The sequence below is a fragment of the Pseudomonas sp. PvP009 genome, assembly GCF_017832995.1.
GTDB lineage: Bacteria > Pseudomonadota > Gammaproteobacteria > Pseudomonadales > Pseudomonadaceae > Aquipseudomonas > Aquipseudomonas syringae.
Genome location: NZ_JAFIBG010000001.1, coordinates 2,897,435 through 2,922,015, shown reverse-complemented (window position 1 = coordinate 2,922,015; position 24,581 = coordinate 2,897,435). Strand labels below are relative to the sequence as shown.

Below are 24,581 nucleotides of genomic sequence, written 5' to 3'. Positions count from 1 at the left end.
TGCTTGTAACGTAACTGTGCTTATTGTTCAGCCTTCTGAACAAACCCCCACCTGTAATGGTTGATTTATTCATGCAATCGTCTGGCTCCCGTAAATCCCGTCGCTGGTTGATCAGTTTGTTGGTCCTGTTGGTTATTGTCGCCTTGTGCTGGTGGTTCTGGCCTGCGTCCACTTCCGGCAAGGGGGCCGATAGCAACAAGAAGCCTGCAACGAGCGGGATGGCACGTCCTGGCTTTGGCGGATCGGCTGTCGCGGTTCCGGTGCGTGTGGCCCCGGCTACCGAAGGTGATTTTCCGATCTACTACAAAGCGCTTGGCACCGTGACGGCGATGAACACCATCAATGTGCGCAGCCGCGTGGCAGGGGAGCTGGTGAAGATTTATTTCCAGGAAGGGCAGATGGTGAAGGCGGGTGATCTGCTGGCTGAAATCGATCCGCGCAGCTATCAGGTGGCGTTGCAGCAGGCCGAAGGTACGCTGGCCACCAACCAGGCGCTGCTCAAGAACGCTCAGCTCGACGTGCAGCGTTACCGAGGCTTGTTTGCCGAGGACAGCATCGCCAAGCAGACCCTCGACACTGCCGAGTCGCTGGTCAATCAATACAAGGGCACGATCAAGACCAATCAGGCTGCCGTGGCTGACGCAAAACTCAGCCTGGACTTCAGTCGCATCCGTGCCCCGATTGCCGGGCGTGTCGGCCTCAAACAGCTGGACGTGGGCAATCTGGTTGCCGCAAATGATACGACAGCACTGGTGGTGATTACCCAGACTCAGCCTATTTCCGTGGCGTTCACGCTGCCTGAAAAAGACCTGTCGAAAGTCATTTCCCGCTACCGCACCGGCGACAAGCTACCCGTTGAAGCCTGGGACCGTGGCGATACGAAGATGCAGGCTACAGGCGTACTGGCCAGTCTCGACAACCAGATCGACGTGGCCACCGGCACACTGAAGTTCAAGGCGCGTTTCGATAACAGCGACGAGGTCCTGTTTCCCAATCAGTTTGTCAACGTGCGGCTGCGCGCCGACACGCTGAAAAAAGTCACGCTCGTGCCGACCGCGGCCGTGCAGTTCGGCACCGACGGGACCTTTGTCTATGTGCTGGACGGTGACAAGAAGGTCAAGCTCAAGCTGCTCAAGACCGGCCCGAGCGACGAGACATCCACGGTGATCACCGAAGGTCTGGCGGCCGGCGAGCGGGTGGTGCTTGAAGGCACCGACCGTCTGCGCGACGGTGCCGAAGTCGAAGTCGTCAACGACAGCAAGGAAGTGCCGGCTGGCCCGGCTCAGAAGCTGCAAGGCAAGCCTGACAGCAAAACCGACAAGTCGGCGGCGCTCGGCAAGGTGGAAAAACCAAACGTATGAACATGTCGCGCCTGTTCATCCTGCGTCCGGTTGCCACCACACTGAGTATGTTGGCAATCGTCCTGGCGGGTCTGATCGCCTATACCTTGCTACCGGTTTCGGCGTTGCCCCAGGTCGACTATCCGACCATTCGGGTGATGACCCTGTACCCAGGTGCCAGCCCGCAGGTGATGACCAGCTCCGTGACTGCGCCTCTGGAACGTCAATTCGGACAGATGCCCGGCCTGACCCAGATGGCCTCGACCAGCTCGGGCGGTGCGTCAGTCATTACGTTGCGCTTCAGCCTTGAAATCAATATGGATGTGGCCGAGCAGCAGGTGCAGGCGGCGATCAACGCGGCCACCAACCTGCTGCCAACCGACCTGCCAGCGCCTCCGGTCTACAACAAGGTCAACCCGGCCGACACACCGGTTCTGACCTTGGCGATCACCTCGAAAACCATGTTGTTGCCCAAGCTCAATGATCTGGTCGATACGCGCATGGCGCAGAAGATCTCGCAGATCAGCGGCGTGGGCATGGTCAGCATTGCCGGCGGGCAGCGGCAGGCGGTCCGGATCAAGGTCAACCCGGAGGCGCTGGCCGCCAACAGCCTAAACCTGTCCGACGTGCGTACCCTGATCAGCGCCTCCAACGTCAACCAGCCGAAGGGCAACTTCGACGGGCCGACCCGGGTGTCGATGCTGGATGCCAACGATCAGCTGAAGTCTCCGGAGGAGTACGCCAACCTGATTCTGGCCTACAAGGATGGCGCACCTTTGCGCCTGAAGGATGTCGCCGAAATCGTCGATGGTGCCGAAAACGAGCGGCTCGCGGCCTGGGCCAATCGGAGTCAGGCAGTACTACTGAACATTCAGCGTCAGCCGGGTGCCAACGTCATCGAGGTGGTCGACCGGATCAAGGCGTTGTTGCCGTCGATCACCGAAAACCTTCCGGCCGGCCTCGACGTCGTGGTCCTGACGGACCGCACGCAGACGATCCGCGCGTCGGTGACCGATGTTCAGCACGAATTGCTGATCGCGATCATCCTGGTGGTGCTGGTCACGTTCCTGTTCCTGCGTCGTTTCAGCGCGACGATCATTCCCTCGATTGCCGTTCCACTGTCACTGGTAGGCACGTTCGGCGTGATGTACCTGGCAGGCTTTTCGGTCAACAACCTGACGCTGATGGCCATGACCATCGCGACCGGTTTCGTTGTCGATGACGCCATCGTCATGCTGGAAAACATCTCCCGGCATATCGAAGAGGGCGAAACGCCCTTGCAGGCCGCCCTCAAGGGCGCGAAGCAGATCGGTTTCACCCTCATTTCCCTGACACTGTCACTGATTGCGGTATTGATCCCGCTGTTGTTCATGGCCGACGTGGTAGGGCGGCTGTTCCGCGAGTTCGCGATAACCCTGGCGGTCGCGATATTGATATCGCTGGTGGTCTCGCTGACCCTGACGCCGATGATGTGCGCGCGCTTGCTAAAGCGCGAGCCCAAGGAAGAAGAGCAGAGCCGCTTTTACCGGGCCAGCGGTGCCTGGATCGACTGGCTGATCGACATCTACGCGGGCAGACTGCGCTGGGTGCTCAAGCATCAGCCACTGACCCTGCTGGTTGCCTTGGCCACCCTGGCACTGACGGTGCTGCTGTACATCGTCGTACCCAAAGGCTTCTTCCCGGTGCAGGACACCGGAGTGATCCAGGGCATTTCGGAAGCGCCACAGTCGGTCTCGTTCGCAGCGATGAGCCAGCGTCAGCAGGCACTTGCCGACATCATTCTCAAGGACCCGGCGGTGGTCAGTCTGTCGTCCTACATCGGTGTCGACGGTGACAACGCCACGCTGAACAGCGGGCGTCTGCTGATCAACCTCAAGCCTCACGGAGCGCGCGACCTGACCGCGTCCGAGGTGATCCAGCGCCTGCAGCCCGAGGTCGACAAGCTGTCGGATATTCGTCTGTTCATGCAGCCAGTGCAGGACCTGACCATTGAAGACCGGGTCAGTCGTACCCAGTATCAATTCAGCATGTCGTCGCCTGACGCCGAACTGCTGACGTTGTGGAGCGAAAAGCTGGTAGACGCGCTCGGCAAGCGGCCCGAACTGAGGGATGTGGCCAGCGACCTGCAGGACAAAGGTTTGCAGGTGTACCTGAACATCGATCGTGATGCGGCCAGCCGGGTCGGGGTCACGGTTGCGAACATCACCGATGCGCTGTACGACGCCTTCGGTCAGCGCCAGATATCCACCATCTATACGCAGGCCAGCCAGTACCGCGTGGTGCTGCAGGCTGCCTCGGGCAGCGAGCTCGGTCCGGCGGCGCTGGAGCAGATCCACGTCAAGACCACCGATGGTGCTCAGGTGAAGCTGTCCAGCCTGGCGCGTGTCGAGCAGCGCCAGGCTCAGTTGGCCATCGCGCACCTTGGGCAGTTTCCGGCGGTGATGATGTCGTTCAACCTGGCGCCCGACATCGCCCTGGGCAAGGCGGTGAAGGTGATCGAGGAGGTCGAGCAGGAGATCGGCATGCCGATTGGCGTGCAGACCCAGTTTCAGGGCGCAGCCGAAGCGTTTCAGGCGTCATTGTCCAGCACGCTGCTGCTGATTCTGGCGGCAGTGGTCACCATGTATATCGTGCTGGGCGTGCTCTATGAGAGCTACATTCACCCGATCACCATCCTCTCGACCCTGCCGTCGGCAGCGGTGGGGGCCTTGCTGGCTCTGCTGATCAGCGGCAACGATCTGGGGATGATTGCGATCATCGGCATCATTCTATTGATCGGTATCGTCAAGAAGAACGCGATCATGATGATCGACTTCGCGCTCGACGCTGAGCGCAACCGCGGTGTTGCGCCCGAGCAGGCGATCTACGACGCGGCGCTGTTGCGCTTCCGGCCGATTCTCATGACCACCCTGGCAGCGTTGTTCGGCGCCATCCCGCTGATGCTCGCCAGTGGTTCCGGCGCCGAATTGCGGCAACCACTTGGGCTGGTGATGGTCGGCGGGCTGTTGCTCAGCCAAGTCCTGACACTGTTCACCACGCCGGTCATCTACCTGTATTTCGACCGCCTTGGCCGTCGCTGGAGTCGCAAGCCTGCCGATCCGGACCGACTGGAACGGGCTGACGCATGAATCTCTCAGCGCCATTCATCAGCCGCCCCGTCGCGACCGTTCTGCTGAGCCTGGCGATCATGCTGCTCGGCGCGGTGAGCTTTCGCTTGTTGCCGGTGGCACCGTTGCCAAATATGGATTTCCCGGTGATCGTGGTCTCGGCCAGTCTCGCCGGTGCCAGCCCTGAGGTGATGGCGTCCACGGTGGCAACGCCGCTGGAGCGGTCGCTGGGCAGCATTGCCGGCATCAACACCATGACCAGCAATTCAAGCCAGGGCACGACACGGATCATTCTGCAGTTCGACCTTGATCGCGACATCAACGGCGCTGCCCGGGAAGTGCAGGCGGCGATCAATGCCTCACGCAACCTGCTGCCCAGCGGGATGCGCAGCATGCCGACCTACAAGAAGGTCAACCCGTCCCAGGCGCCGATCATGGTCTTGTCGATGACCTCGACAGTGCTGGAAAAGGGCCAGCTTTACGACCTGGCGTCCACCATCCTGTCGCAGAGCCTGTCACAGGTTTCCGGGGTCGGCGAAGTGCAGATCGGCGGCAGCTCGCTGCCTGCTGTGCGTATCGAACTGGAGCCGCAGATGCTCTCCCAGTACGGTGTATCGCTCGACGACGTGCGTACTGCGATCACCAGCACCAACGTAAGACGGCCGAAGGGCTTTGTGGAGGACGACCAGCATAACTGGCAGGTGCAGGCCAACGACCAGCTGGAAACCGCCGAGGATTATGCGCCGCTGATCATTCGCTACAAGGACGGAGCGACGTTGCGCCTGAAGGACGTGGCGAAAGTCAGCGACGCCGTGGAAGACCGTTACAACAGCGGGTTCTACAACAATGACCGTGCCGTGCTGCTGGTCGTCAACCGCCAGGCGGGGGCCAACATCATTGAAACCGTGGCGCAGATCAAGGCGCAGTTGCCTGCGCTGCGAGCGGTGCTGCCGGCCAGTGTCAGCCTCAATATCGCGATGGACCGCTCGCCGGTGATCAAGGCGACGCTGCATGAAGCCGAAATGACCCTGCTGATTGCCGTCGTGCTGGTGGTGATGGTGGTGTTCCTCTTTCTCGGCAGTTTTCGCGCCTCGCTGATCCCCACCCTGGCGGTTCCGGTATCGCTGGTCGGCACCTTTGCGATCATGCACCTGTTCGGTTTCTCGCTGAACAACCTGTCACTGATGGCGTTGATCCTCGCCACCGGTCTGGTGGTGGACGACGCCATCGTCGTGCTGGAAAACATATCCCGGCATATTCACAACGGCCTCGACCCCATGAAAGCGGCTTTTCTGGGTGCCAAGGAGGTGGGGTTCACCTTGCTGTCGATGAACGTCTCGCTGGTCGCGGTGTTCATTTCCATCCTGTTCATGGGCGGTCTGGTCGAAAGTCTGTTTCGCGAGTTTTCCATCACCTTGTCGGTGGCGATCATCGTCTCGCTGATCGTGTCCCTGACCCTGACGCCGATGTTGTGCGCGCGCTGGTTGAAGCCGCGCGAAGCCCATGGGGAAAACGCCTTTCAGCGCTGGAGCGAGCGGGTCAACGATCGAATGGTGGCAGGCTACGACCGCTCGCTGGGCTGGGTGATGCGGCATCGACGGCTGACGCTGCTCAGTCTGCTGGTCACCGTGGTGGTCAATATCGCGCTGTATGTGGTGGTGCCCAAGACCTTTCTGCCGCAACAGGACACCGGGCAACTGATGGGTTTCGTACGCGGTGACGACGGCCTTTCGTTTTCGGTCATGCAGCCGAAAATGGAGACTTTCCGCCTGTCGATTCTCGCTGACCCTGCGGTGGAAAGCGTTGCCGGTTTTATCGGTGGCAGCGGTGGCACCAATAACGCCTTCATGATCGTGCGCCTCAAGCCGATTTCCGAGCGCAAGCTGTCTGCCGAGAAAGTGGTCGAGCGCCTGCGCAAGAACATGCCGCATGTGCCGGGCGGCAGGCTGTTCCTGGCCCCGGATCAGGACCTGCAACTGGGCGGCGGTCGCGAGCAGACCAGTTCGCAGTATCAATACATCGTGCAGAGCGCTGACCTGGGCAGCCTGCGTCTGTGGTACCCGAAGATCGTCGCAGCGCTCAAGTCGGTACCCGAGCTGACCGCCATCGACGCACGGGAAGGGCGCGGAGCACAGCAGGTGACCCTGGTGGTCAACCGTGACACGGCCAAGCGGCTGGGTATCGATATGAACATGGTCACGGCGGTGCTAAACAACGCTTACAGCCAGCGCCAGGTATCGACCATCTATGACAGCCTCAACCAGTACAAGGTGGTGATGGAGGTCAATCCAAAATACGCCCAGGACCCGGTGACGCTGGAGCAGGTCCAGGTCATTACCGCAGACGGGCAGCGTGTACCGCTGTCGAGCATCGCCCATTACGAGCGCAGTCTGGCCAACGACCGGGTATCGCATGACGGTCAGTTCGCGGCCGAAAACATTTCCTTCGATCTGGCCGAAGGCGCCAGCCTCGACAAGGCCACCGTGGCGATAGAGCGGGCGATTGCCGCCATCGGTCTGCCATCCGACATCATTTCCAAGATGGCCGGGACCGCCAACGCCTTCGCTTCCACGCAGAAGAGTCAGCCGTGGATGATCCTCGGTGCGTTGCTGGCGGTGTACCTGGTGCTGGGAATCCTCTATGAAAGCTACATTCATCCGCTGACGATCCTCTCGACGCTTCCGTCCGCAGGGGTTGGCGCATTGCTGACGATCTACGTGCTGGGCAGCGAGTTCAGTCTGATCTCCCTGTTGGGCCTGTTCCTGCTGATTGGTGTGGTCAAGAAAAACGCGATCATGATGATCGACCTTGCCCTGCATCTGGAGCGCGAACAGGGAATGACGCCGCAAGAGTCAATCCGTAGCGCCTGCCTGCAGCGCCTGCGGCCCATTCTGATGACTACGATGGCCGCCATCCTGGGGGCCTTGCCATTGCTGCTGAGCACCGCCGAAGGCGCGGAAATGCGCAAGCCGCTGGGCTTGACCATCATCGGCGGCCTGATCTTCAGCCAGGTCCTGACCCTCTATACCACCCCTGTGGTTTACCTTTATCTCGACCGTCTGCGCCATCGTTACAACAAATGGCGTGGCGTGCGTACCGATGCTGCTCTGGAAACTCCGCTATGACCGAACGCCTGGTATTCACCTCCCGCCCGACAGGGCTGATTCGTCCATTCGCGCTGGGGCTTTGCGTCGTGCTGCTCAGCGCCTGCGCTGTGGGTCCGGATTACCAGAAGCCGTCCATGGCCGCACCCGCGCAGTTCAAGGCTGCGCAGGGCTGGCGTACGGCGACGCCGAGTGACGGGATGGCCAAAGGTGCGTGGTGGGAGGTGTACAAGGACCCGCAACTGAACGCGCTGGTCGAGCGCCTGAACACGTCCAACCAGACCGTCGCCCAGTACGATGCGCAGTATCGACAGGCACAGACACTGGTGCGCAGCTCCAGGGCTGCCTTCCTGCCTACGCTTGACCTGACAACCGGCAAAACCCGCTCGGGGCAGGGCACAGGCACGTCGAATAGCGGCACGAGTGCCTCCGGGATTCGCAACAGTTACAACGCGCAGCTGGGCGTCAGCTGGGAGGCCGACGTCTGGGGCAAGCTGCGTCGCGGGCTGGAGGCGGACACCGCCAATGCTCAGGCAAGTCTTGCCGACCTGGCGGCGATGCGCCTGAGTCTGCAATCGGAGCTGGTACAGAATTACCTGCAATTGCGCGTGATCGATGAACAGAAACGCCTGCTGGAATCCACGGTGGATGCCTACCAGCGCTCCCTGACCCTGACGCAGAACCAGTACCGCGCCGGTATTTCCGGAAGTGACGCTGTCGCGCAGGCGCAGACGCAGTTGAAAAGCACCCAGGCCGACCTGATCGATCTGGCCTGGCAGCGTGCGCAGTATGAGAATGCCATCGCCGTACTGATGGGGATGGCGCCGGCAGACTTCAATCTGCCCGCCACCACCTCGATTCCGCAGTTGCCGCAGATTCCGCCAGGCCTGCCTTCGCAGTTGCTTGAACGCCGCCCTGACATTGCCGCCGCCGAGCGCTCGGTGATGGGTGCCAATGCCAACATTGGCGTGGCCAAGGCCGCTTACTATCCGGATTTCACGTTGAGCATGAGCGGCGGTTACAGCAGCAGTACCTTTGCCAACTGGATCAGCCTGCCTAACCGCTTCTGGTCGGTGGGCCCGCAACTGGCGCTGACCCTGTTCGACGGTGGCAGGCGCTCGGCCGAAGTCGATCGTACCGAAGCCGTGTATGACCAGACTGTCGCCCAGTACCGGCAGACCGTGCTGAACGGTTTTCAGGAGGTCGAGAACTATCTGGTTCAGCTCAAGGTATACGAGCAGGAAGCTGCGGTACGCCAGGAAGCGCTGGTCTCGGCTCGTGATTCGCTGCGCCTGACCAACAATCAATACAAGGCCGGGCTGATTGGTTACCTGGACGTCGTCAATGTTCAGGCCACCGCATTGAGCAACGAGCGCAGTGTGCTCAGCGTGCTGCAAAGCAGGTTGATTGCCAGCGTTCAATTGATCGCCGCACTGGGCGGAGGCTGGAATGCCGAGACAGGTTTGACGCTCCAGGAATGAGTATTTCGGGTTCAAAAAGCAGTTTTCCAGTGAACTGTTCGCATTAATCGAAAAAATAATAGCTACTCGCCATCTTTTCGACCGGCTGCCGCGACATTTGGCCGCTAATGCGTACAATCACCCGCACAAGATCGGCATGGACGCGCTCATTGGTTTCCAGGTGCGTTTATGTTGATTGGCAGCTACATCCCTTCACTCGTCGTTATCTCGATTCTCGTCGCTATTCTTGCCGCGTATACGGCCCTCGATCTGGTGGGCCGCATCGTTTCGGCCAGGGGCCGTGCTGTCCACTTATGGACTGCGGGCGGCGCTATCGCGATGGGCGTTGGCACCTGGTCGACACATTTCATCGGTATGCTGGCGTTCGTATTGCCCATCGACCTGGGCTACGACGTGCCACTGGTGCTGCTTTCGCTGTTGATCGCCATCGGCTTTTCAGGGTTCGCCCTGTGGCTCGCCACCCAGCCAAGATTGCCCGCGCTGCAACTGAGCCTGGGTGCGGTGTTGCTGGGGCTTGGCATCAGCGCCATGCACTACACCGGCATGGCTGCAATGCGCATGCAGCCTGGCATTCAATATACGCCGTGGCTGTTCGTGCTTTCTGTGGTCATTGCTATCGCTGCGTCTGCGGCAGCATTGCGCATAGCCTTCCATCTTCGCCAGCAGCGCCCCAGGGTCTACCTGCTACGCGCCTCGGCGGCGCTGTTGCTGGGGCTGGCTGTCATCGGCATGCATTACACCGGCATGGCCGCTGCGAATTTTGCCGATGGCAGCTTTTGCGGTGCGCTGCCGCAAGGGCTGAGCAGTAACGGGCTGGACCGAATCGTACTGGTCGCCAGCCTGTCGATTCTGGGAATTGCACTGTTCAGCTGTATTCTCGACTCCCATCTGGAAACACGTACCGCCGTGCTGGCCGATTCCCTGACGGAGGCCAATCTGGAACTGACCCACCTGGCCCTGCACGACAACCTGACCGGCTTGCCAAACCGGGCGCTGTTGACGGAACGCATTGATCGGGCCATGAAAAGGGCAGTTGAGACGGGTGGTTGCTTTGCGCTGATGTTCATGGACCTCGATGGCTTCAAGCCGGTCAATGATGCGTTCGGCCACCATATCGGCGACTTGCTGTTGCGGCAGGTCGCTTTGCGTCTTCGCAACAGTCTGCATCGACGCGATACGCTGGCCAGGGTCGGCGGCGACGAGTTTGTCCTGCTGGTGGAGCTTCAACATGTTGAAGATGCATTGGCCGTAGCAAGACGACAGGTCAGCGAAGTCGGCACGCCGTTCAACATTGGCGAACATCAGTTGCAGATATCTCTGAGCATCGGCATCTGCATGTACCCGGGCAACGGCAGCACCCAGCATGAGCTTCTGATCAATGCCGACGCGGCCATGTACCACACCAAGGCTGCCGGCAAGAACGGCTACAGCTTTTTCGATGCGTCGATGAACAGCAACGCCCGCAATCAGCTGCAGATGTCGCAGGATTTGCACAGGGCGATCAAACATCGGCAGTTCTGTATCTATTACCAGCCCAAGTTCGACGCCGTGACCGGGCTGCCCGTAGGCGCAGAAGCGTTGCTGCGCTGGAACCACCCGGAACAGGGTGTTCTGGGGCCGGACCTGTTCATTTCCATGGCGGAGAAAACCGGCCTGATCATTCAGATCGGCGAGTGGGTACTGGATGAAGCCTGTCGGCAAATGCGTGAGTGGTACACCCAGGGTTACTCGCACTGGCGTATTGCAGTCAACCTTTCAGCCTTGCAGTTCTGTCATTCCGGTCTGGTCACGGCAGTGGCGGACACGCTGGCCCGGCATCAGTTGCCGGCTAACTGCCTGACTCTGGAAATCACCGAGACCACTGCCATGCACGATGCGGATGCCAGCCTGGCGGTGTTGAGAAGGCTTTCGGAGATGGGCGTGGACCTGTCGATCGATGATTTTGGCACCGGTTACTCCAGTCTGATGTACCTGAAACGACTACCCGCCAATGAAATCAAGATTGATCGGGGCTTCGTCCGTGACCTGGAACATGACACCGACGACGCCGCCATCGTCTCGGCCATCGTCGCGGTAGGGCAGGCGTTGAATCTGCGAATAGTCGCCGAAGGCGTTGAAACCGCTGTTCAGCAGCGCTTCCTGACTCACTTGGGGTGTCACTCGCTGCAAGGCTTCCTGCTGGGTTATCCGTTGCCGGCCCAGCAGTTTCTCGAAGAAATCCGCGCCGCCGAAGCGAAAGCTGCAGTGGATGCGTCCGATGCCGGGCAAGCGGCTTTCTGAAGCGCGCAGATGGCGCTTGACGGTAAAGGCTGTCACGATCCGAACCGGCTGGTTAACCTGCGAAGGTTGACTGGGTCCTGATGTCGGCCTTTGAAAAAACGAGACACTCCATGGAAAAAGTCCTCATTATCACCGGTGGTTCGCGCGGGATCGGCGCTGCCACAGCGCGTCTGGCTGCCTCACAGGGTTATCGGATCTGCATCAACTACCTGTCGGATCATACCGCTGCCGAAAAGACCGCAGGCCAGGTGAGAGCGATGGGCGCCAAGGCGATCACCGTGCAGGCCGACGTCAGCAATGAGGACGAGATCATGCGGCTGTTTGCCAGGGTCGACTCCGAACTCGGTCGTGTCACCCATTTGGTCAATAACGCGGGCACCCTGGCGCAGGCTTCGAGAGTCGAGGACATGTCGGAGTTTCGCCTGTTGAAGATGATGATGAACAACGTCGTTGGCCCGATGCTGTGCAGCAAACACGCTTTGCTACGCATGTTGCCGGCGCACGGAGGGCACGGCGGCAGCATCGTCAACGTATCGTCGCTCGCCGCACGTCTGGGCTCGGCAGGCGAATACGTCGACTATGCGGCATCGAAAGGTGCGCTGGACACCTTTACCATCGGGCTGTCCAAGGAAGTCGCGGCGGAAAACGTGCGCGTCAATGCGGTACGTCCGGGTTTCATCTTCACCGACTTTCACGCCTTGAGCGGCGATCCGTTTCGCGTCAGCAAGCTTGAGGGTGCTTTGCCCATGGGCCGTGGCGGTACGGCCGAGGAAGTGGCCGAAGCCATTCTCTGGTTGCTGTCGGACAATGCGTCCTACGCCACGGGAACGTTCATCGATGTGGCGGGAGGGCGCTGAAGGCGTCCATGGTCGGGCAGACGCCTTCAGATCCCGCTTACTGAGTCGTCACACCGTAACCGGTGGCGCATTGGCGGGCGGGTCGCCGACTGGCTTCTCATTGGGTGGCGGTGTGGATGGCGGCGGCTCCTGTTCGGGCACTGGCTTGGGCAGGGCGGGGTCATCGATGTTTGGATCGGGTACTTCTACCGGGTTGGGTAAGGTCATGGTTGCTGCCTCCTTGTCGACCCTGTTTACGACCGCCCGGCGTGGCCGATGATTCAATTGATTTACTTCCCGCCACAGTCGCCCCGTTGATCCGCTCGATGACTGCTTTATCTCTGCGCACGACCAGCAAACATCCTCAAAACCTTTGAACTTTACCCTCGTTGACCGCTCGGAACCTAGGCAGCGGAAATAGACGAGTCGCCAGCACAGTGCGATCGTACGCTGCCATACCGTCAATTTTTCCATTGCATGGAATGCACAGGAGCGTCCCTGGGGCGTGAGGAGTGATGCTCGATGAATGAACAGCCATACGGTCCGGATTCCCTGGCCACCGATGTCCCGCAAGCAACCCTTCCGCTATCACTGACCCAGGCGCTGCAATTACCCCGCATCGTGATTGAAGACACGTTGCCGGTGATCGACGGTGGTCTGTTCGCGGCCAAGGCGATCATCGGGCAACCGGTTACCGTGACCAGCAAGGTCTATGCCGATGGGCACGACAAGATGGCGGTCAATATCCGCTGGCGTGCTGCCGATGAAGAACATTGGCACAGCGCGCCAATGCGCGAGCTGGGCAATGACAGCTGGGTCGGTGAATTCACCCCGACCTCGGTCAGCCGCCATGTGTTTCGCCTGGAAGCCTGGATTGATCAGTTCGGCAGCTATCGTTATGAGCTGGAGAAGAAGTTCGGCGCCGGCGTTCCTGTCGATCTGGAGCTGGAAGAGGGCCGCATTCATCTGGTGCACGCCGCCGAGCGCAGCCAGAACGAGCAGCGTCAGCAGATCGAAAGCCTGCTGGGCCAGCTTGAACAGGGCGATAAAGACGAGAAAGTCGCGCTGCTGTTGCACAGCGAAACCGCCAGCCTGATGAAGCTGGCCGACAATCAGGCCTTCCTCAGCCGCAGCGTCGAGTTCCCGCTGGACGTCGAGCGTGAGCTGGCACAGTTTGCCAGCTGGTACGAGCTGTTTCCCCGTTCGATGACCGACGATCCGGCGCGCCACGGTACGTTCAACGATGTGCATTCGCGTCTGCCGACCATTCGCGACATGGGCTTTGACGTGCTGTATTTTCCGCCGATTCATCCTATCGGCCGCGCCCACCGCAAGGGCCCGAACAACTCCCTGACCGCAGGCCCCGATGATCCGGGCAGCCCTTATGCAATCGGCAGCGAGGATGGGGGCCATGAAGCCATTCACCCACAGCTGGGCAGTCGTGAAGATTTCCGTAACCTTGTGAAAGCTGCAGCCGACCATGGCCTGGAAATCGCGCTGGATTTCGCCATCCAGTGTTCCCAGGATCACCCGTGGCTCAAGCAGCATCCGGGCTGGTTCTCGTGGCGTCCGGACGGCACGATCCGTTATGCGGAAAACCCGCCGAAAAAGTATCAGGACATCGTCAACGTCGACTTCTACGCGCCAGACGCCATCCCCGGCCTGTGGACGGAGTTGCGCGACATCGTTCTGGGCTGGGTCAACGAAGGCGTGAAAATCTTCCGCGTCGACAACCCGCACACCAAACCGCTGCCGTTCTGGCAGTGGATGATCGGCGAAGTGCGCAGTCAGCACCCTGAGGTAATGTTCCTGGCCGAAGCCTTTACCAAGCCGGCAATGATGGCGCGGCTGGGCAAGGTCGGTTACAGCCAGAGTTACACCTATTTCACCTGGCGCAACACCAAGGCGGAACTGTCCGAGTATTTCACCCAGCTCAATGAAGTCCCTTGGCGCGACTGTTATCGTCCGAATTTCTTTGTCAACACGCCTGACATCAACCCGCGCTTCCTGCACGAGTCCGGGCGTCCCGGCTTTCTGATCCGGGCGGCACTGGCCACTATGGGGTCCGGGCTGTGGGGTATGTATTCGGGGTTCGAACTCTGCGAAGCGGCACCGATTCCCGGCAAGGAAGAGTATCTGGACTCGGAGAAGTACGAGATTCGGGTTCGCGATTACGCGGCACCGGGCAACATCATTGCCGAAATCGCTCAACTCAACCGCATTCGTCGGCAGAACCCTGCGCTGCAAACGCACCTGGGTCTGAAGCTGTACAACGCGTGGAACGACAACATCCTGTATTTCGGCAAGCGTTCGGCGGACGGCAGCAACTTCATTCTGGTTGCCATCAACCTCGACCCATACAACGCACAGGAAGCGGATTTCGAGTTGCCGCTGTGGGAAATGGGCCTGCCAGATGACGCCGCTACGTCGGGTGAAGACCTGATGACCGGTCACCGCTGGACCTGGTACGGCAAGTACCAGCACACGCGTCTCGATCCAGCTCAACCGTTTGGAATCTGGCGTATCCAGGCCGCGCAATAACACTCCCGAGGAGTCAATAATGGCCAAAAAGCCCGGTGACGCGACATTTATCAAAGACCCGCTCTGGTACAAGGATGCGGTGATTTATCAGGTTCACGTGAAATCGTTCTTTGATTCCAATAACGACGGAATCGGCGATTTCGCAGGCTTGATCGAAAAGCTCGACTACATTGCTGCGCTGGGCGTCAACACCATCTGGTTGTTGCCGTTCTATCCGTCGCCGCGCCGGGACGATGGCTACGACATTTCCGAATACCGCGACGTGCACAGCGACTACGGCACCATGGCCGACGCCAAGCGTTTCATCGCCCAGGCACACAAGCGCGGCCTGCGAGTGATCAGCGAGCTGGTTATCAACCACACTTCCGACCAGCATCCGTGGTTTCAGAAGGCCCGCAATGCCAAGCCCGGTTCCAAGGCGCGGGATTTCTATGTGTGGTCGGACACTGATCAGAAGTATGACGGTACGCGGATCATCTTTCTCGATACCGAAACGTCCAACTGGACCTGGGACCCGGTTGCCGGCCAGTACTTCTGGCACCGTTTCTACTCCCACCAGCCGGACCTGAATTTCGACAATCCGCACGTGCTGGATGCGGTTCTGGAAGTCATGCGCTTCTGGCTGGATCTGGGCATCGACGGTTTGCGTCTGGATGCCATCCCGTACCTCATCGAGCGGGACGGTACCAACAACGAGAACCTGCCGGAAACCCATCAGGTGCTCAAGCGCATTCGTGCCGAGATCGACGCGAACTACCCGGACCGGATGCTGCTGGCCGAGGCCAATCAATGGCCGGAAGACACCCAGCTGTATTTTGGCGACAGCAAAGGCCCGGATGGCGATGAATGTCATATGGCTTTTCACTTTCCATTGATGCCACGCATGTACATGGCGCTGGCCCAGGAAGATCGTTTTCCGATCACCGATATTTTGCGGCAGACGCCGGAAATCCCGGAAAACTGCCAATGGGCGATTTTCCTGCGCAACCACGATGAGCTGACCCTGGAAATGGTCACCGATCGTGAGCGTGACTATTTGTGGAATTACTACGCGGCCGACCGCCGCGCACGGATCAACCTGGGCATCCGTCGGCGGCTGGCGCCATTGGTGGATCGCGATCGTCGCAGGGTCGAGCTGCTCAACAGCATGCTGTTGTCGATGCCCGGCACACCGACGCTGTATTACGGCGACGAGATCGGCATGGGCGATAACATCTACCTGGGCGACCGGGACGGTGTGCGCACGCCCATGCAGTGGTCCATCGACCGCAACGGCGGTTTTTCGCGCGCCGATCCGGCCAGTCTGGTGTTGCCACCGATCATGGACCCGATGTATGGCTTTCAGTCGGTCAACGTCGAAATCCAGGAACGTGACCCGCATTCGCTGCTCAACTGGAACCGGCGCATGCTCGCCGTGCGCAAACAGCAGAAGGCCTTCGGGCGTGGCACGCTGAAAATGCTCTCGCCGTCGAACCGCCGCATTCTTGCTTATACCCGCGAATACACAGCACCTGACGGACACAGTGAAGTGGTGTTGTGTGTCGCCAACGTTTCCAGCGCCGCCCAGGCTGCAGAGCTTGAGTTGTCTGCGTATGCAGGCACGGTGCCGGTGGAAATGCTCGGCGGCAGCGCATTCCCGCCTATCGGCCAGTTAAGCTACCTGCTGACGCTGCCGCCGTACGGCTTTTACTGGTTTTTACTGGCTTCGGAGAATCAAATGCCCAGTTGGCACGTTGAACCCGCGCAGAGCATGCCGGACTTCCCGACTCTGGTGCTCAAGAAGCGTCTGGAAGAGTTGCTCGAAGAGCCACTGCGCAGCACCATGGAAAAGACTTCGCTGGCGGTTTACCTGCCTAAACGGCGCTGGTTCGCGGGCAAGGACAAGGCAATCGAGAAGGTCAGCATTGCCTACGCCGTGCGCTTCGGCGATGAAGCGCATCCGGTACTGCTCAGCGAGATAGAAGTCACTGCCGGCGGGCAGACCGATCGCTATCAACTGCCGTTCGGCTTGCTGGCCGAAGACGATATCAGCAGTGCATTGCCGCAGCAGCTGGCACTGGCCCGAGTACGTCGCAACCGCGATGTCGGGTTGATCACGGATGCATTCACCCTGGAAACCTTCATCCGTGCCGTGATTCAGGGCATGCAGTCGGATACGGTCATACCCTGTGCCGACGGCGAGTTGCGTTTCGAGCAAAGCTCACAGCTGGCGCCCCTCGGCCTGAACGCCGAGTCGGAAGTGCGCTACCTGTCTGCCGAGCAATCGAACAGTTCGGTAGTGGTGGGCAGCAGCCTGGTGCTCAAGCTGATTCGCAAAGTCAGCGCCGGGACACATCCCGAGCTGGAAATGGGCGCGTTCCTTACCCAGGCCGGCTTCAAGAACATTTCACCGCTGCTGGGCTCTCTGGTACGCGTCGGCAATGACGGTCAGCCCAATCTACTGATGATCGCCCAAGGGTATTTGAGCAATCAGGGCGATGCGTGGGAGTGGACCCAGAACAATCTCGAGCGTGCGGTACGCGACGAGCTGGCACATGGTGTTTCCGGCCAGGAACAGCATTACAACGCATTGCTCGAACTCGCGGACTTCTCGCGCAGTCTTGGTCAGCGCCTGGGTGAGATGCATCAGATCCTCGCGTCGCCCACTGACAATGCGGATTTTGCCGTTGAGGTCACCAGCAGCCAGGACAGTAAGGCCTCCGGGGCCAGCATCAACGCTCAGCTCGAGCGCGCCTTGCAATTGCTGGAACAGCGCATGGGCGAACTGGAGAAGGACGATCAGCAACTGGTCAAGGACTTGCTCGCGCAGCGCAAGCAGATCCGTCAGCGCGTCGAAGGCCTGGCCAAGCGCTCCGCCGGTGGCCTACGCATTCGTGTGCATGGCGATCTGCATCTGGGGCAAGTGCTGGTGGTCAAAGGTGATGCCTACCTGATCGATTTCGAGGGTGAGCCGGCCCGCGCACTTGAAGAGCGCCGTGCCAAGCACAGCCCGTTCAAGGATGTCAGCGGTGTCCTGCGCTCCTTCGACTACGCTGCGGCGATGGCTGTACGCAGTGCGCAAAGCGTCGACACGTCGCCCGAGGCGGCCGATGCGCGCAAACGTGTGGCCGATACCTACCTGGCGCAAGCGCGGGAAACCTTTATCGAGGGTTATCGCTCGGCGACCACCGGCATTGCCCATGCCTGGAAAGATGCGAAGGGGGAGGACGCTGCACTCGAGCTGTTCACCCTTGAAAAAGCTGCTTATGAAGTGATCTACGAAGCCGAGAACCGTCCAGCCTGGCTGGCCGTTCCCTTGCAAGGCTTGCGTGGACTGCTGCAATCGTCTGATGGAGAGTCAATATGAATGCGCCTGATAAAGCCGGCACGCGCCACCGCGCGATTCCCGCTGCTGTGGACCTCGACGCGCTGATCCGTGCTGAACACCGTGACCCGTTCTCTATCCTCGGCCCGCATGGCGATGGCGGCAGCGGGCAGTACGTCCGCGCCTATCTGCCCGCAGCCTTGAGTGTCCGCCTGCTGGCCAGGGATGACGGTCGCGAACTGGGCGAGATGGAAATGAGCGAAGTGCCGGGGTTTTTCGTCGGCCACCTCGAGCATCCGCAGCCTTACCTGCTGAAAATCAACTGGGCCGGCGGTGAACAGATCACCGAGGACCCCTACAGCTTTGGCCCGCTGCTGGGCGAGATGGACCTCTACCTGTTTGCCGAGGGTAATCATCGCGACCTGAGCAGCTGTCTGGGCGCGCAGGTCACCAGCGTCGATGGCGTGGACGGTGTGCGTTTTGCGGTCTGGGCGCCCAATGCGCGTCGTGTTTCGGTGGTTGGCAGCTTCAACAGTTGGGATGGCCGTCGCCATCCGATGCGCATGCGCCACCCGACCGGGGTATGGGAGATTTTCGTCCCGCGTCTGCAGCCCGGTGAGGTCTACAAGTACGAGATTCTCGGTGCTCACGGGATTCTGCCGCTGAAAAGCGACCCGATGGCCCTGGCCACCACACTACCGCCTGATACCGCGTCGAAGATCTCTGCGCCGTTGCAGTTCGAGTGGAGTGACCATGAGTGGCTGCAATCAAGGGCAGACCGTCACGAAGTCACTGCACCGTTATCAATCTACGAGTTGCACGCCGGCTCCTGGCAAATGGAGCAGGTCGACGACAATCAATGGCGGCAGTACAACTGGCGTGAACTGGCTGATCGACTGATTCCTTACGTCAAGGAACTTGGCTTCACGCACATCGAGCTGATGCCGATCATGGAGCACCCGTTCGGTGGTTCATGGGGCTATCAACTGCTGGCCCAGTTCGCGCCCACTGCCCGTTACGGTTCGCCGGAAGATTTCGCCTTCTTCGTCGACGCCTGTCACCGCGCTGAAATCGGCGTCATTCTTGACTGGGTTCCGGCGCATTTCCCGACCGATACTCATGGTCTGGCGCAGTTCGACGGTACTTGCCTGTACGAGTACGCCGACCCCAAGGAGGGCTTCCATCAGGACTGGAACACCCTGATCTACAACCTGGGACGCACCGAGGTTCATGGCTTCATGCTGGCCTCGGCACTGCACTGGCTCAAGCATTACCACATCGACGGTCTGCGCGTGGATGCGGTGGCGTCGATGCTGTACCGCGACTATTCGCGTAATGCAGGCGAATGGGTGACGAATCGCTTCGGCGGCCGCGAAAACCTCGAGGCCATCGACTTCCTGCGTCATTTGAACGACGTGGTTGCACTGGAAGCCCCTGGGACCATGGTGATTGCCGAAGAGTCGACCGCCTGGCCGGGTGTCAGCGAGCCGACCCAGCAGGGTGGGCTTGGCTTCAATTACAAGTGGAACATGGGCTGGATGCATGACTCGCTGCATTACATGGAAGAGGACCCGATCAACCGTGGGCATCACCATGGCATGCTGACCTTCAGCCTGGTGTATGCGTGGTCCGAGCGTTTTGTACTGCCTATTTCCCACGACGAAGTGGTACACGGCAAACATTCGCTGATCGACAAGATGCCGGGTGACCGCTGGCAGAAATTCGCCAACCTGCGCGCCTATCTGTCATTCATGTGGACGCACCCCGGCAAGAAGCTGCTGTTCATGGGCTGCGAATTCGGCCAATGGCGCGAGTGGAATCACGACAGGGAGCTGGACTGGTACTTGATGCAATATGCCGAGCACGTGGGCGTGAAGAACCTGGTCGGCGATCTGAACCGCCTCTATCGAGAGGAAAAAGCGCTTCACGAGCGCGATGCAGACCCTGCCGGCTTCCAGTGGCTGGTCGGCGATGACAGTGCCAACAGCGTGTTTGCGTACCTGCGCTGGAGTTACGACGGCGAGCCGCTGCTGGTGGTCGCCAACATGACTCCAGTGCCGCGCATGGACTACCGCCTTGGCGCACCGATGCGAGGTGCCTGGACGGAGTTGCTGAACAGTGACGCGGAAACCTATGCAGGCTCCAACTTTGGCAATGGTGGCGAGGTCATGACTGAAGCCGAGCCGGCGCATGGGATGGAGGATTCGCTGGTGCTGAATCTGCCACCACTCGCGGTGCTCATCCTCAAACCGAAGAAAGACTGACCAAGTCGCGTCCCCGCGCTGACGGTCGCGTTACCACACCAGCCTGAACCCCAGGCTGGTGTTCACTCCCTCCGCTCCATGCTCGCCCAGATCGCCCAGGTAATCAGCGCTCCAGTGCAGGCTGGCGTTGCTGCTCAATGTCGCTACCATCCCTGCGCCAATACTGCCCGTCGTTGACCGATGCGCGGTTCTTATCTGCTCTGCGTGATCGAAGGTCAGCGTGTCATGGCCGTCTTTGGTGTGCCAGAGGTTGGCGCGCAGATAAGGCTCTATCGGTACGCTGCTCACTTGATAGTGTCCCTTGAAACGCACGCCGATGCGCCCTGTGGTGTAAGCCTGACTGTCGAACCCGAGATGGGCAATGCCGTCATCCTGATCCTGCAGGTCTACGCGTTGGTAGATGATCTGTAACTGGGGCTCTGCAACCCAGCGCTGTGACAGCGGCAGCGGATAACCTGTCTCGACAGACAGGCTCATGACGTGGCCTTCAGTGTCGACACCGATGCCCCTGACAGAGCGGCTGCGGCCATCCAGGCGTGTGCGCATCGCCACTGCGTCGACGTATCCGCCATTCGGTGTGGTCAGCGTCCAGTAGGCGCCCAGGCTCTCGCCCTGCAGTTTCAGATGCCCTGTCCGGTAGTCGCTGAAACCTTCTGCAAAGCCCTTCACCTTGCCGTCCAGACGGTTATGCGCGACGAACAGGCCGACGCGCTGAGTCTGCCCGCTGTCCTGTTGCCAAACATACAGGTCATGGCCTATCTGATAACCCTTGAATGAAGCGTCCAGGCCAGGGCTCACGTCTCCCGACCAGCGTTGCCTGAAGTCGCTGCCGAACACGCGCGCCCAACCCGCTGGCGTCGTGCCGTTTTGCGTTAGCAGGGCTTGATCCCCCTGACGTTCATGAAAGGTGCCCAGTGAGCTCAGGGCCAGGATCGCAGCGGCGGGAGCCACCACGGAGTAGTTGGCGACCTCGGGCCGGTACAGCGCGATGGGCGCGGCTCCGCGAACGGGTTCAGGCAGTGGCGGGGTTCCTATCGCGGGGACTGGCAGCGTGACAGCTGGCGTGACAGGGGGTGGGCTGTTCGGCTCGGGCTCGGGTGCAGGGTTTGGGGGAGGGTCAGGTACAGGTTGTGGTGTGGGTGCAGGTTCGGGAGCAGGCTCAGGCTGAGGTGTAGGTGTAGGTGTAGGCTCGGGAACAGGAACAGGAACAGGAACAGGAACAGGAACAGGTGTTGGCAGTGGAGTCGGCTGCGCAGGTTCTGGGGTGGGCTCGGCAGGAGCAGGAGCAGGAGCTGGCGTTGGCGGGGCAATCACCGCGGAGCGCAGGAACCAGCTGTTCTCAGAGCCGGCAGTCGCGCCGCCCTTGAACAGGTAATACTGATAAGCACCTGCAGACAGCGGGTTTTGCAACGAAAAGGCACTGCTTTCGCTGGTTGCTCCGTTGATGGCTTGTACCACTTCGATGCCATTGCCGCGGGTCAGGGCGCCCAGCCCACCCGAGTTGCTGACGATCATGCGGGTAGAACCGCTGATTCGACCCTGTGCCACGACCAGTCGGTCGCTGGCGGATGCATCATCGCCCAGTGCCGATAGCAACAGCAGTCGCCCGTTCTGGCCGGTGTAATTGCCGGTCACCGTCAATATGCCAGTGAGCGAACGGCCTGCATCGCTGACGTCCAGCGTTCCGGCATTCTCTAGTGAGGCAAGGGAACCGGCGCTGAACGGCGCAATGCTGCCCGAGGTCGAGGTCAGCGTACTGGCGGAATCGATGTTCAGAACGCCGGTGTCACTCACGCTGTCGCCGAGTACCAGCGTGCCGGCCAGATTCAGCTGCGAGCCGTTGCTCACGTTGACCGTTTCCCAGTTGGCATAGCGACCCGGCTGTGATGATACGGTGTTATCGAAGGTCAACAGGTCGTTGCCCGGGCCGCCGTCGAGCAGCGGGTTGGCGCTCAGGTAGTATTCGCTCAGGTTGTAAAGGCGCGCCGTATCATTGCCATCGGCCATCAACACGTTGCTGCGTGCGTAACCGCCGTTCAGCCAGTTGAAATTGTCATTGCCAACGCTGGTGCGAACTTCGCCACGAATCTCGCCGCCACTGAGGGTGACCAGGTCGTCACCGCCACTGACGCTGACATTGCCGCCAACAATGCCGCCCGACAAGGTAATCGTGTCCCGGCCAAAGCCGGTGACCAGATTATTGATGATGGTGCCACCGGACATCTCGAATACATTGTTGTCCAGCTTCATGTCCACGCGACCGATGCTGCCACCGGTCATCACTGCAACGTCGCCATCCTCGAACGCGCGGGTGAGGGTGCCGCCGGTCATGAGGAAGGTATCCCGCCCATCACCCTGGGCCAGAGCGCCCAGCGTGCCGCCGCTCATGACAAAGTCGTCGGGATCATCGCCTTGGTTCAGATCGCCGCTGACCTCACCCGCAGAGAGGGTGAAGCGGTCAATCCCCGCCCCTTGGATTACGTTGCCCAGAATGCGCCCCGACTGCATGTCCACGCTGTCCATTCCCGGACCGAACAGGACATTGCCGGACACGGTGCCCGTTCCGCCCAGCGGGAAGATCAGCACGTGGTCGCCGCTGAGCGCGCTAAACGGCCCGCTGCCACCGCCGTCACAGACCTGAGTACCCGAAGATGGCAAGGAGGAAAGGCTGCAGGCGCCTTCGGCCCAGGAAGGGATAATTGCCAGTATCACCACCGGCAGCACGTTGCAGGTCTGATAAAAATGGACACAACGGATTTTCATGACAGCACTCCCGTCCAGGCTGGCAGCAGGGAGGCAATCGAGAGGAATCGAGGCGCCAGACTGCTACGCAAAGCGGCGTCTCACCCAAGTGCGCGACGAACACTTTGCAAGCCTGTTTCGAGGCTCGCACTATCAAGTCAAGAAGTCGTTGCTGAATGCGTCAAGAAGTTGACCGACCAACGGCTGGATTTAAGCTTTATCTACTAACTATTGGAACTACAAGCGAAAATCTTATGCCGCAAAGGTACTGTTGCGGCCGATCATTGCGCTTGAGCGGCGCGCCGCGACAACCAGATTGTCAGGGCCAGCGCGCACACCGATAGCAGGGCTGCATAGAAAAATATCCAGTCATAGCCCTGGCCCAAGGCAATTGCGCCCATTGCCGGCCCTGCGATTGCCAGTGCCAGGTCGAAGAACACTGCGTAGGCGCTCAGGCCGGCGCCGCGGCTAGGGGTGGGCACGCTCTTGATCGCTTCTACGCCGAGCGCCGGGTAGACCAGCGACAGCCCCACGCCGGTCAGTCCGGCCCCTGCAAGGGCGACGCCGCTGCTCGGAGAAAGCCAGAGCATCAACAGCCCACAGATTTCTACCGCCATGCACAGGATGGCCGCGTTATAGCCGCCCAGCCGATTGATCGCGCCGATGAACAGCAGGCGGGCGAGGATAAAGCACACACCGAACATGCTCAGGCAATAGGCCGCGCCTTCCCAGCCACGATCCAGGTAGAACAGGGTGATGAAGGTGGTCAGCGTGCCATAGCCGATCGACGATAGGGTCAGCCCCAGACCGTAGGGTGCGATCCGGCCAAACACCGACCAGTAGGGCAGGCGCTCACCGACAATGATGGGCACCGACGGCTTGTCGCGAATCAGCCTCAGTGCCAGCCCGGCCATTACCATCATGGCAATACCCAAGCTGTTGAAGCCAATGCCATCGATGACCACTACGCCCAGCGGTGCACCAATGGCGATCGCTCCATAGGACGCGATGCCATTCCACGAGATTGAGCGTGCAGTGTGCTCCGGGCCGATTTTGCCGATGCACCAACTGATGGTGCCAACCCCGATAAGCCCCTGAGCGACGCCAAGGAACAGCCGCGCGACGATGAGAATTGACAGGCTCAGAGTGGCAAAGTCGTGCAGCAGTGTGGCCAGCAAGGTCATGCTGCCACTGATGACGATGCCCCAGAGCCCGAACACGATAGAGCGCTTGCTGCCCAGGGTATCTGTGGCACGGCCGGCGAAAGGTCGGCTGAGCAGGGTGGCGAGGTACTGCGAGGCGATGGCCAGACCGGCAATCAGCGGGCTGAAACCCAACTGGTCATGAACATAGCCGGGTAATACCGCGATAGGCAGGCCGATGCACAGGAAGGCGATGAACGTGTAGAAAACGATGGAGACGATCTGCAGGGTGATCGTCATGGGTCCGGGGTGTGCGGCAGGCATTGGGCTCTTCGCTGGCGGGCGGTGGGAGTGCCTCATCATGGCGTGCGTCTTGGATAAATGAAAGCAGGCTAACGGTATTATGCGGCTGCTTATCAGACAGTTGCCGTTGTGAGGAT

Annotated in this window: 12 protein-coding genes; 9 read left to right on the top strand and 3 right to left on the bottom strand. The window is 60.2% G+C overall.

The genetic code is table 11. The features are described from left to right. Positions 1–56 precede the first annotated feature (56 nt). The 6 genes from JOE29_RS12365 to JOE29_RS12340 all read left to right on the top strand — a co-directional run bounded on the left by JOE29_RS12365 (position 57) and on the right by JOE29_RS12340 (position 12,169). The gene (locus JOE29_RS12365) at positions 57–1,361 is read left to right on the top strand and encodes an MdtA/MuxA family multidrug efflux RND transporter periplasmic adaptor subunit (RefSeq protein WP_004417845.1); all 1,305 of its coding nucleotides are present in this window, start codon (positions 57–59) and stop codon (positions 1,359–1,361) included. Next, positions 1,358–4,468 carry an MdtB/MuxB family multidrug efflux RND transporter permease subunit gene (locus JOE29_RS12360; protein WP_004417844.1) on the top strand — a complete coding sequence of 1,037 codons (3,111 nt, stop codon included), beginning with the start codon at positions 1,358–1,360 and terminating at the stop codon, positions 4,466–4,468. The genes JOE29_RS12365 and JOE29_RS12360 overlap by 4 nt, the downstream gene beginning before the upstream one ends. Next, positions 4,465–7,572 carry an efflux RND transporter permease subunit gene (locus tag JOE29_RS12355; protein WP_004417843.1) on the top strand — a complete coding sequence of 1,036 codons (3,108 nt, stop codon included), beginning with the start codon at positions 4,465–4,467 and terminating at the stop codon, positions 7,570–7,572. Before JOE29_RS12360 ends, JOE29_RS12355 begins: the two co-directional genes overlap by 4 nt. Next, complete coding sequence (locus JOE29_RS12350) at positions 7,569–9,032, top strand: efflux transporter outer membrane subunit (protein ID WP_103693616.1); 1,464 nt, start codon at positions 7,569–7,571, stop codon at positions 9,030–9,032. Before JOE29_RS12355 ends, JOE29_RS12350 begins: the two co-directional genes overlap by 4 nt. A 168-nt stretch (positions 9,033–9,200) precedes the next feature. Next, on the top strand, positions 9,201–11,312 hold the full coding sequence (locus tag JOE29_RS12345; protein WP_074996880.1) for a bifunctional diguanylate cyclase/phosphodiesterase: 2,112 nt from the start codon (positions 9,201–9,203) through the stop codon (positions 11,310–11,312). A 110-nt stretch (positions 11,313–11,422) separates the two neighbouring features. Beyond that, positions 11,423–12,169 carry an SDR family oxidoreductase gene (locus JOE29_RS12340; RefSeq protein WP_024693568.1) on the top strand — a complete coding sequence of 249 codons (747 nt, stop codon included), beginning with the start codon at positions 11,423–11,425 and terminating at the stop codon, positions 12,167–12,169. A gap of 48 nt (positions 12,170–12,217) precedes the next feature. Here JOE29_RS12340 and JOE29_RS12335 read toward each other — a convergent pair whose 3' ends face one another. Further along, the gene (locus JOE29_RS12335) at positions 12,218–12,376 is read right to left on the bottom strand and encodes a hypothetical protein (RefSeq protein ID WP_074954226.1); all 159 of its coding nucleotides are present in this window, start codon (positions 12,374–12,376) and stop codon (positions 12,218–12,220) included. Between the two features lie 294 nt (positions 12,377–12,670). On the opposite strand from JOE29_RS12335, the gene JOE29_RS12330 reads away from it, so the two are divergent. The 3 genes from JOE29_RS12330 to glgB are packed head-to-tail and all read left to right on the top strand — an operon-like array spanning position 12,671 to position 20,257. Next, the gene (locus JOE29_RS12330; RefSeq protein WP_016568091.1) at positions 12,671–14,689 is read left to right on the top strand and encodes an alpha-1,4-glucan--maltose-1-phosphate maltosyltransferase; all 2,019 of its coding nucleotides are present in this window, start codon (positions 12,671–12,673) and stop codon (positions 14,687–14,689) included. A gap of 19 nt (positions 14,690–14,708) precedes the next feature. Next, complete coding sequence (treS, locus tag JOE29_RS12325; protein WP_057406703.1) at positions 14,709–18,035, top strand: maltose alpha-D-glucosyltransferase; 3,327 nt, start codon at positions 14,709–14,711, stop codon at positions 18,033–18,035. Then, positions 18,032–20,257, top strand: a complete 2,226-nt coding sequence (gene glgB, locus JOE29_RS12320; protein WP_210079554.1) for a 1,4-alpha-glucan branching protein GlgB — start codon at positions 18,032–18,034, stop codon at positions 20,255–20,257. The genes treS and glgB overlap by 4 nt, the downstream gene beginning before the upstream one ends. 30 nt (positions 20,258–20,287) lie before the next feature. On the opposite strand, the gene JOE29_RS12315 is transcribed toward glgB, so the two are convergent. Continuing rightward, positions 20,288–23,020, bottom strand: coding sequence for an autotransporter outer membrane beta-barrel domain-containing protein (locus JOE29_RS12315; RefSeq protein ID WP_210079553.1), 2,733 nt, complete (start codon positions 23,018–23,020; stop codon positions 20,288–20,290). 260 nt (positions 23,021–23,280) lie between these two features. Then, entirely contained in the window at positions 23,281–24,465 is a 1,185-nt protein-coding gene (locus JOE29_RS12310; protein ID WP_170963872.1) for an MFS transporter, read from the bottom strand. Positions 24,466–24,581: the final 116 nt, after the last annotated feature.

Excerpts from the sequence above, each read along its gene's own strand:
- JOE29_RS12365 (WP_004417845.1), top strand. The coding sequence starts at position 57 with ATGGTTGATTTATTCATGCAATCGTCTGGCTCCCGTAAATCCCGTCGC.
- JOE29_RS12360 (WP_004417844.1), top strand. The coding sequence starts at position 1,358 with ATGAACATGTCGCGCCTGTTCATCCTGCGTCCGGTTGCCACCACACTG.
- JOE29_RS12355 (WP_004417843.1), top strand. The coding sequence starts at position 4,465 with ATGAATCTCTCAGCGCCATTCATCAGCCGCCCCGTCGCGACCGTTCTG.
- JOE29_RS12350 (WP_103693616.1), top strand. The coding sequence starts at position 7,569 with ATGACCGAACGCCTGGTATTCACCTCCCGCCCGACAGGGCTGATTCGT.
- JOE29_RS12345 (WP_074996880.1), top strand. The coding sequence starts at position 9,201 with ATGTTGATTGGCAGCTACATCCCTTCACTCGTCGTTATCTCGATTCTC.
- JOE29_RS12340 (WP_024693568.1), top strand. The coding sequence starts at position 11,423 with ATGGAAAAAGTCCTCATTATCACCGGTGGTTCGCGCGGGATCGGCGCT.
- JOE29_RS12335 (WP_074954226.1), bottom strand. The coding sequence starts at position 12,376 with ATGACCTTACCCAACCCGGTAGAAGTACCCGATCCAAACATCGATGAC.
- JOE29_RS12330 (WP_016568091.1), top strand. The coding sequence starts at position 12,671 with ATGAATGAACAGCCATACGGTCCGGATTCCCTGGCCACCGATGTCCCG.
- treS (WP_057406703.1), top strand. The coding sequence starts at position 14,709 with ATGGCCAAAAAGCCCGGTGACGCGACATTTATCAAAGACCCGCTCTGG.
- glgB (WP_210079554.1), top strand. The coding sequence starts at position 18,032 with ATGAATGCGCCTGATAAAGCCGGCACGCGCCACCGCGCGATTCCCGCT.
- JOE29_RS12315 (WP_210079553.1), bottom strand. The coding sequence starts at position 23,020 with ATGAAAATCCGTTGTGTCCATTTTTATCAGACCTGCAACGTGCTGCCG.
- JOE29_RS12310 (WP_170963872.1), bottom strand. The coding sequence starts at position 24,465 with ATGCCTGCCGCACACCCCGGACCCATGACGATCACCCTGCAGATCGTC.